Annotated in this window: 6 protein-coding genes and 1 tRNA gene; 4 read left to right on the forward strand and 3 right to left on the reverse strand. The window is 72.6% G+C overall.

What is annotated here, in order from left to right; all coding sequences use genetic code 11:
- Positions 1-286: 286 nt before the first annotated feature.
- Positions 287-359 (reverse strand) — tRNA-Arg (locus tag ACTIDRAF_RS0216660).
- 198 nt (positions 360-557) lie between these two features.
- On the opposite strand from ACTIDRAF_RS0216660, the gene ACTIDRAF_RS0216665 reads away from it, so the two are divergent.
- A complete protein-coding gene (locus ACTIDRAF_RS0216665; RefSeq protein WP_016699860.1) occupies positions 558-1,541 on the forward strand; it encodes a cation diffusion facilitator family transporter in 984 nt (327 codons plus the stop codon).
- Between the two features lie 473 nt (positions 1,542-2,014).
- Here the strand turns inward: ACTIDRAF_RS0216665 and ACTIDRAF_RS0216670 are convergent, their stop codons facing one another.
- Positions 2,015-2,761 (reverse strand): DUF305 domain-containing protein, encoded by a 747-nt coding sequence (locus ACTIDRAF_RS0216670; RefSeq protein WP_157163083.1) that lies wholly within the window; start codon positions 2,759-2,761, stop codon positions 2,015-2,017.
- 17 nt (positions 2,762-2,778) lie between these two features.
- Positions 2,779-3,678, reverse strand: a complete 900-nt coding sequence (locus ACTIDRAF_RS29350) for a thioredoxin-like domain-containing protein (RefSeq protein WP_016699862.1) — start codon at positions 3,676-3,678, stop codon at positions 2,779-2,781.
- Positions 3,679-3,989: 311 nt separating this feature from the next.
- Between ACTIDRAF_RS29350 and argS the strand changes: the two genes are divergently transcribed.
- From argS to ACTIDRAF_RS0216690, 3 genes are read left to right on the forward strand one after another with little or no spacing between them, the layout of a single operon-like run.
- Entirely contained in the window at positions 3,990-5,651 is a 1,662-nt protein-coding gene (gene argS, locus ACTIDRAF_RS0216680; RefSeq protein ID WP_016699863.1) for an arginine--tRNA ligase, read from the forward strand.
- Between the two features lie 2 nt (positions 5,652-5,653).
- Positions 5,654-7,084: a diaminopimelate decarboxylase gene (lysA, locus tag ACTIDRAF_RS0216685; RefSeq protein WP_026066187.1), complete on the forward strand. Its 1,431-nt coding sequence runs from the start codon at positions 5,654-5,656 to the stop codon at positions 7,082-7,084.
- A complete protein-coding gene (locus tag ACTIDRAF_RS0216690; protein WP_016699865.1) occupies positions 7,081-8,394 on the forward strand; it encodes a homoserine dehydrogenase in 1,314 nt (437 codons plus the stop codon). Before lysA ends, ACTIDRAF_RS0216690 begins: the two co-directional genes overlap by 4 nt.
- Positions 8,395-8,397 lie beyond the last annotated feature (3 nt).

Genomic DNA, 8,397 nt, shown 5'->3' on the forward strand with positions numbered 1-8,397 from the left:
CGGCGGCGCCCGTCGACGCTCGGGCCTCCTCCCCCGGGCGACCCGCCGGGTGCGGGGCGCGGCTCACACCGGGGACGCCTGCGCGGGGACCGACCGTCGTCGGAGTGGAACGCTCCTGCCGCTGGAGCCCTCGCGCTGACCGGCTCGTTCGCCCTCGCGAAGCCGCCCCCGGCGGGCTCCCGGAGCCGCCCGGACACGAGATCGACCACGAGGGAGGCCGCCCGTCGGAACGCGAAAAGGCGCGGTGGGATGATCCGCCACCGCGCCTGACTACGGGAAACCGTTGCGCCCTCGACAGGATTCGAACCTGTGACACCTGCCTCCGGAGGGCAGTGCTCTATCCACTGAGCTACGAGGGCTCACCACCGCCGGCTCCGGGATTCCCCTCGTCGGCGACGGGGAAAGCTTAGCGCATCCCGAACGGGGGTTCGAACACCCCCCCCTTGGTTGACGTGCGAACGAGTCGATTCCCTCGTTCCCGCAGGTCAGGGGCGCCGCTCGGGGCTGACTTGTATTCATGCGCATGTCGCTATATGTTCGCCCTGGGAGGTGACTCGATGACAGCGGACAACGGCGGTCATCCCGACGAGGGACACCGGGAGCACGGAAACGCCCACGGGCACGGGCACGGCATCTCCGCGGCGGACGCGGTGAGCGCCTCCGGGAGGCACGTGCGGCGGATGGCGGCCGCGCTGTGCGTGCTCGTCATCTTCCTCGTCGTCGAGGTGGTGGTCGCCCTCGCGACCGGATCCCTCGCGTTGCTCTCCGACGCCGGCCACATGCTGACCGACGTCCTCGGCATCGGGATGGCCCTCGCCGCGATCACCGCCGCCCGGCGGGCCGCCCGCCGCTCCTCCGGAACACGCCGCACCTTCGGCCTCTACCGGCTGGAAGTGCTCGCTGCCCTGGCCAACGCCCTGCTGCTGTTCGCCGTCGCCGGCTTCATCCTGTACGAGGCCGCCCACCGCTTCGCCGACCCGCCACAGGTCGAGGGCGGGCCGGTCATGATCGCCGCCGTCGCCGGCCTGGTCGCCAACCTCGTCGCCTTCGCCCTGCTCCGGCAGGGTGCGACCGAGAGCATCAACGTGCGGGGCGCCTACCTGGAAGTGCTGGCCGACACGCTGGCCTCGGTGGGGGTGCTCATCGGTGCCGCCGTCACGCTGCTCTTCGGCTGGCGGTACGCCGACCCGCTCGTGGCCGTCGCCATCGCCGCCTTCGTCATCCCCCGGACCGCCCGGCTGGCGGGGCAGGCCCTGCGCATCCTCGTCCAGCAGGCACCCGCCGAGGTGGACGTGCGGCAGCTGACCCGGGATCTCGTCGGCCTCCCGGCCGTGGCGGGCGTGCACGACCTGCACGTCTGGACCCTCACCTCCGGGATGGAGGTCCTCCAGGCGCACCTGACGATCGAGACCGACGGCGACACCGGGACTGTGCTGGGCGAGGCCCAACGGATGCTCGCGGACCGGTACGGCATCCACCACGCCACCCTCCAGGTGGAGCCCGCCCACCTCCCGATGAGCTGCCGAGAGCTCAGCTGGTGAGCCGTCCGCCGCGGCGCGCGGCCACGACCAGCGGGGCGGTGCCAGCACCAGCACCGGCGGTGGCACCGGCCGGGCGGCCAGACCTCGCGACGCCTCCCCTGCCGCCGTGAACGCGGTCGTGGCACCGGCGACCCAGCCCGGGACCGGGGGACAACGCGACAGCGGGACAACGCGAGGACGGCCAGGTCGCCTCCGACGTCCCCGCGTCCGAGCCGCCTGCTCCTGCCGTGCGCGCGAGGCCGACCAGCCGCGCTCGTCGACCAGCACGCTCCTGCCCGCCCCAGCCGCCCGGCGGCACCCGGACGGGATCTGGCGGGCGTGCTCGCCGTCCCGGTCGCGCAGGACGCCGGACAACACGCAGCGGGCAGGGGAGCCCGTACGACACCGTTCCCGCAGCGGGGCGTGGTGGGACCCCTGCCCCGGCACCACCGCCGCCGACGGCACCCGCGCGCCGGGGGCACGAGGAGGTCGGGTCAGTTGTCGAACGGCAGCGGCTCGGCGCCGCGCTCCCGCAACATGCCGATCATCTTCGCGCTCTCCGAGGTCTGGTGCTCCAACATGTTCGCCGCGAGGTTGCGCACCTGCGGTCGACCGGCGTGTTCCGCCGCGTAGGTGGCCATCTCGACCCCGCCCTCGTGGTGGCGGAGCATCAGCTGGAGGAACAGGATGTCGAGTTCCTCGCCCCGCGCCGCCCGCAGTTCGGCCAGCTCCTCCTCGCTGGCCATGCCCGGCATGATCGCCGGAGCGCCGTTCTCGTCCTGGGGCACGGAGCCGTGGTGCTGGTGGCCCTCCGGGCCGGTCATCCAGTTCATGTAGCCGTCCACCGGCGTGAGCGAACGGTCCCAGATGTTCAACCAGCCCTGCATCCAGCCGATCTGCTCACGCTGGTTGGTGTCGATGTCGAAGGCCAGCTGGGAGATCGACGGGTCCTCCCCGTTCACCCGGTAGAGGGTGGCCATCGTCGTCGCCTGCCGGTGGTGGATCGTCATGTCCTGCGCGAAGCCCACGTCCACCGACTCGGCGGAGGGGGCGGCCGAACCGCCGGCTCCCGGCAGGCCGACCAGCATCCCGCCGGCGGCGCCGAGGAGCAGCAGCGCCAGCACGGCGCCCACGAGGGTCACCGCCCGCACCCACGGCGCCCCACCGGAGCCGGCCCCCGGAGGCGCCGAGCCGTCGATCTCCTCGGCGCTCCCGCTCCGCGCCCCCGGCTGCCTCGTCACCACGTGGCCCTCAGCCCTCAGTCGTTGGTGTCGCCCTCGTCAGAGGTGTCGGAGCCCTCCTCGGACCCCGGCGCCTCCGACTCGTCCGCCGCCGGCTCCTCGTCGCCCTCGGCCTCCTCGCTCGCCTCCGGCGCGCCCGAGGGGTCGAGCATCTCGTCGCTGGGGCCGGTGTAGCCGCCGAAGTCCTCCGGGTTCGCCGACATCGGCATGGCGTCCGGCCCGGGCTCGCTCGGGTCGAAGGGCGGCGGGTTGTCGACGTCGAAGCGGGCCGGGTTCGGCATGCAGGTGGCGCCGATCTCCGGGTAGACGTAGGCGTTGAGCTGGAGAGCGGTGATGAACTGGTCGATCCGCTCGTCGTCCGCGCTGTCCACCTTCAACCGGTGGCCCCAGGCCTGGAGCGAGATCGGGCTGTCGAGGTCGGGGTACGGCGACATCATCATCGCCGGCTCGCCGAGCACCTTGTTCCGCAGCGTCTCCAGGTCCTCACCCTGGATCTGGTCCTCGTTGTAGGCGATCCAGACCGCGCCGTGCTCCAACGAGTGCACCATGTTCTCGTTCCGCACCGGGACGTCGTAGACCACGCCGTTGCAGCCAGCCCAGACCTCGTCGTGCGGTCCGCCGTTGGGCGGGAACTCCTCGTAGGCGACCCGCTGCGGGGCGACCACGTGCAGCTGGCCCGCGTACTCCTCGCTGGTGACGCCCTCGATGTCCAGGGCCGGGTTCTGGTTCTCCTCCGAGGGGGTGAAGGCGCGGATGTCGGCGGTGGCCTCGTACTGCGTGTACACGTACGTGAAGATGCCGCCGGCGAACAGCACCAGCACCGCCACCGCTGCCAGCGTGCCCCAGGGCTTGGGTTTCTTCACGGCCGTCGCCGCCCGGGCGTTGCGCACCGCTTTGGAGCTCTTTCCGCTCGCCATGCCTGTCGGACCTCGTCTCCGTGACTACCGCACTCCGCACCTGACGGCGGACAGTCTATGAGCCGAAGGCCGAATTCGGTACGTGTGGTCGCCGTCTCCTGCACCCGGGGGCGGAGCGGGGTGGCGGACCGTGCCCGCTGCCGCGGCGGAGCGGGCGAGGGGGGCGGCCGGGGGACGCGACGTGGGCGGACAGGCGCGTTGGGCCACCTCCCGGGCGCCGTCGGCCGAGTGCGTCCCAGCAGGCGGGACGGGGTGCGCCCACCCGCCAACCCGCTCGTCCGCCGTGGTGGCCGCTGCCTAGACTTTCCCGGGTGAACCCCGCCGTGCTCAGCGACCTGATCCGTTCCACCGCAGCGGAAGCGCTCACCACCCGTGGGCTGGACACCACCGTGCTGCCAGCCACCGTGACCGTGGAGCGACCCAGAAACCCCGAGCACGGCGACTACGCCACGAACCTCGCCCTCCAGGTCGCCAAGAAGGTCGGCGTCCCGCCCCGCGAGTTCGCCGGGTGGCTCGCCGAGGCGCTGGCGAACCAGGACGGCGTGCGGTCGGTGGACATCGCCGGCCCCGGCTTCCTCAACCTGCGCCTCGACCCGGAGGCGCAGGGCCGGGTCATCCGGGAGGTGCTGCGCCGGGGCGAACACTTCGGCGAGGGCGACGAACTGGCCGGCACCCGCATCAACCTGGAGTTCGTCTCCGCCAACCCGACCGGGCCCATCCACCTGGGCGGCACCCGCTGGGCGGCGGTCGGCGACACCCTGGGGCGGCTGTTCGCCGCACGCGGCGCCGACGTCACCCGCGAGTACTACTTCAACGACGCGGGCGCCCAGATCGACCGCTTCGTGCGGTCGTTGGTGGCCGCCGCCAAGGGCGAGCCGGTGCCCGAGGACGGGTACGGCGGCGACTACATCGCCGAGATCGCCAGCAGCGTGCTCCAGGCGGAGCCCGACGTGCTCGGCCTCCCGGAGGACGAGGCCGCCGAGACCTTCCGCCGGGTGGGCGTCGGCATGATGTTCGAGCAGATCAAGCGGAGCCTGCACGACTTCGGCACCGACTTCGACGTCTACTTCCACGAGGACTCCCTGCACTCCTCGGGAGCGGTGGACCGGGCGGTCGAACGGCTGAAGGAAGCGGGAAGCCTGTACCACTCCGAGGGCGCCTGGTGGCTGCGCTCCACCGACTTCGGCGACGACAAGGACCGGCCGGTCATCAAGAGCGACGGGCAACCCGCCTACATCGCCGGTGACCTGGCCTACTACCTGGACAAGCGGTCCCGGGGCTTCGACCTCTGCGTCTACATGCTGGGCGCCGACCACCACGGGTACATCGGCAGGCTGAAGGCCGCCGCCGCCGCGTTCGGGGACGACCCGGGCACGGTCGAGGTCCTGATCGGCCAGATGGTCAACCTGGTCCGGGGCGGGGAGACCGTCCGGATGAGCAAGCGCGCGGGCACCGTGGTCACCCTGGAGGACCTGGTGGACGCCGTCGGGGTGGACGCGGCGCGGTACTCGCTGATCCGCGCCTCCGTGGACTCCCCGCTGGACATCGACCAGGAGCTGTGGAGCTCGCGCAGCAACGAGAACCCCGTCTTCTACGTGCAGTACGCGCACTCCCGGCTCGCCTCGATCCAGCGCAACGCCCTGGAACTCGGGGTGGACGCCGGCGACCCGGAGCGGACCGACTACGGCCTGCTCTCCCACGAGCGGGAGGGCGAGCTGTTGCGGGAGCTCGCCGCCTTCCCGGAGAAGGTGGAGTTGGCCACCCGGCTGCGGGAACCCCACCGGATCGCCAGGTACCTGGAGGAGCTCTCCAGCGCCTACCACAAGTTCTACGACGCCTGCCGGGTCCTGCCGATGGGCGACGAGAAGCCGACCGAGCTGACCTCGGCCCGCCTCCAGCTCTGCGCCGCCACCCGGCAGGTGCTGGCCAACGGACTCGCCCTGCTCGGCGTCAGCGCACCCGAACGGATGTGATCATGCGCGCTCATCCCGCTGGTCCCCGCCACGCGGAGGTCCTGCTCCCGGTCAACACCGCCGGCCCCCGGCCGGCGTCCTCCGCCGAGCTCGACGCGCTGCCGCCCTCGGTGTGGCCGGCGAACACCTCGCGCCACGCCGACGGCGCGGTGCGGATCGGGGGCGTGGACGTCCGCGAGCTGGCCCGGGAGTTCGGCACCCCGCTGTTCGTCCTCGACGAGGACGACTTCCGGTCCCGGTGCCGGGAGTACCAGCGCGCCTTCGGTGACCGGGCCCGCGTCCACTACGCCTCCAAGGCGTTCCTGTGCACCGAGGCGGCCCGCTGGGTCGCCCAGGAGGGACTCAGCCTCGACGTGTGCAGCGGTGGGGAACTCGCCGTCGCGTTGCGAGCGGACTTCCCCCCGGAGCGGATCGCCTTCCACGGCAACAACAAGTCGGTCCCGGAACTCGCGGCCGCCCTGGAGGCCGGGGTCGGCGTCATCGTGGTGGACTCCTTCGAGGAGATCGACCGCCTGGACCGCCTCACCGCCGAGAACCCGCCGGCCGACGGCCGGCAGGACGTGATGATCCGGGTCACGGTCGGAGTCGAGGCCCACACCCACGAGTTCATCGCGACCGCCCACGAGGACCAGAAGTTCGGTTTCTCACTGGCCGGGGGAGCCGCGGCCGAGGCGGCCAGGCGGGTGCTGCGGGCGCGGGGGCTCCGGCTCGTGGGCCTGCACAGCCACATCGGCTCGCAGATCTTCGACCTCGCCGGTTTCGAGCTCGCGGCCAAGCGGATCGTCGGTCTGCTCTCCGACCTCCACGACGAGCACGGCGCCCAGGCGATGGCGGACCTGGACACCCTCGACCTCGGCGGCGGGCTGGGCATCGCCTACACCGAGCAGGACCGGGTTCCCGAGGTCGGCGAGATCGCCGGCACCCTCTGGGAGATCGTCCGCCGGGAGTGCGGCTACGCCGGGCTGGACACGCCCCTGCTCGCGGTGGAGCCGGGACGCTCGATCGTCGGGCCGGTGATGGTCACCCTCTACGAGGTGGGCACCACCAAGGACGTCGTCGTGCAGGACGGGGCCAGCCGGCGCTACGTCAGCGTCGACGGGGGGATGAGCGACAACATCCGCACCGCCCTCTACGACGCGGTGTACGACTGCCGCCTGGTCTCGCGGCGGGCCGAGGAACCGCCGGTGCTCAGCCGGGTCGTCGGCAAGCACTGCGAGTCGGGTGACATCGTCGTGCGGGACTGCTGGCTGCCCGCCGACCTGCGTCCGGGCGACCTGGTCGCGGTCGCCGCGACCGGTGCCTACTGCTACGCGATGGCCAGCGACTACAACCGGTTGCCCCGGCCGGCGGTCGTCGCGGTCCGGGACGGCGCCGCGCGGTTGTTGCTGCGCAGGGAGACCATGGACGACCTGCTCCGCCTGGAGGTGTCATGAGATCGGCTACCGGTTCGACCCCACCGGTCAGGGTCGCGATGCTCGGCTGCGGCACGGTCGGGACGCAGGTCGAACGGCTGATCCGCGAGCAGTCCGCCGACCTGACCGCCAGGGTGGGGGCGCCGGTGGAGCTGACCGGCATCGCGGTGCGCCGCCCGCACCGCCACCGTGACGTGCCCGAGGAACTGCTCACGACGGACGCCGAGGCGCTGGTGACCTCGGACGTCGACGTCGTGGTGGAGGTCATCGGGGGGATCGAACCGGCGAGGAGCCTGCTGCTGACGGCCCTGGCCGCCGGCAAGTCCGTGGTGACCGCGAACAAGGCGCTGCTCGCCGAGCACGGCCCCGAGCTGTACGAGGCGGCCGACGCGTCGGGGGCCGACCTCTACTTCGAGGCGTCGGTGGCCGGCGCGATCCCCCTGCTGCGACCCCTGCGGGAGTCGCTGGCCGGCGACCGGGTCAACCGGGTGATGGGCATCGTCAACGGCACGACCAACTACGTCCTGTCGGCGATGGACGCCACCGGGGCCGCCTACGGCGAGACCCTGGAGGAGGCGGGCCGGCTCGGGTACGCCGAGGCCGACCCGACCGCCGACGTGGACGGTTTCGACGCCGCCGCCAAGGCCGCGATCCTGGCCTCGCTGGCCTTCCACACCCGGGTTCCGGCCGGTGCCGTGCACCGGGAGGGCATCTCCCGGGTGACCGCCGCCGACATCGCGGCGGCCAGGGGCATGGGACGGGTCGTCAAGCTGCTCGCGATCTGCGACCGGGTGGTGGACGAGGCCGGCGGCGAGTCGGTCTCGGTCCGGGTGCACCCGGCGATGATCCCGCGCGGTCACCCTCTGGCGACGGTGGGCGGCGCGTTCAACGCGGTGTTCGTCGAGGCCGAGGCCGCCGGGCAGCTGATGTTCTACGGGCAGGGAGCGGGGGGTGCGCAGACGGCGAGCGCCGTTCTCGGGGACCTCGTCGCGGTGGCCCGCAACCGGGTCGCCGGCGGCCGGAGCCCCCGGGAGTCCGCCTACGCCGACCTCCCGGTGCGCCCGATGGGGCAGGTGGCCACCCGCTACCACATCAGCCTGGACGTCGCGGACCGCACGGGCGTGCTGGCGCAGGTCGCCGCCGTGTTCGCGGAGAACGACGTGAGCATCGCGACCGTGACCCAGCGGGGTCACCGGGACGAGGCGAGCCTCGTCATCGCCACGCACCTCGCCTCCGAGGACGCGTTGCGTGGCACCGTCGAGAAGATCGCGGCCCTCTCCGCCGTGCGGGAAGTGGTGAGCGTGATGCGCGTGGAGGGCGAGGAGCCGTGACCG

The organism is Actinoalloteichus spitiensis RMV-1378, assembly GCF_000239155.1.
Taxonomy (GTDB): domain Bacteria; phylum Actinomycetota; class Actinomycetes; order Mycobacteriales; family Pseudonocardiaceae; genus Actinoalloteichus_B; species Actinoalloteichus_B spitiensis.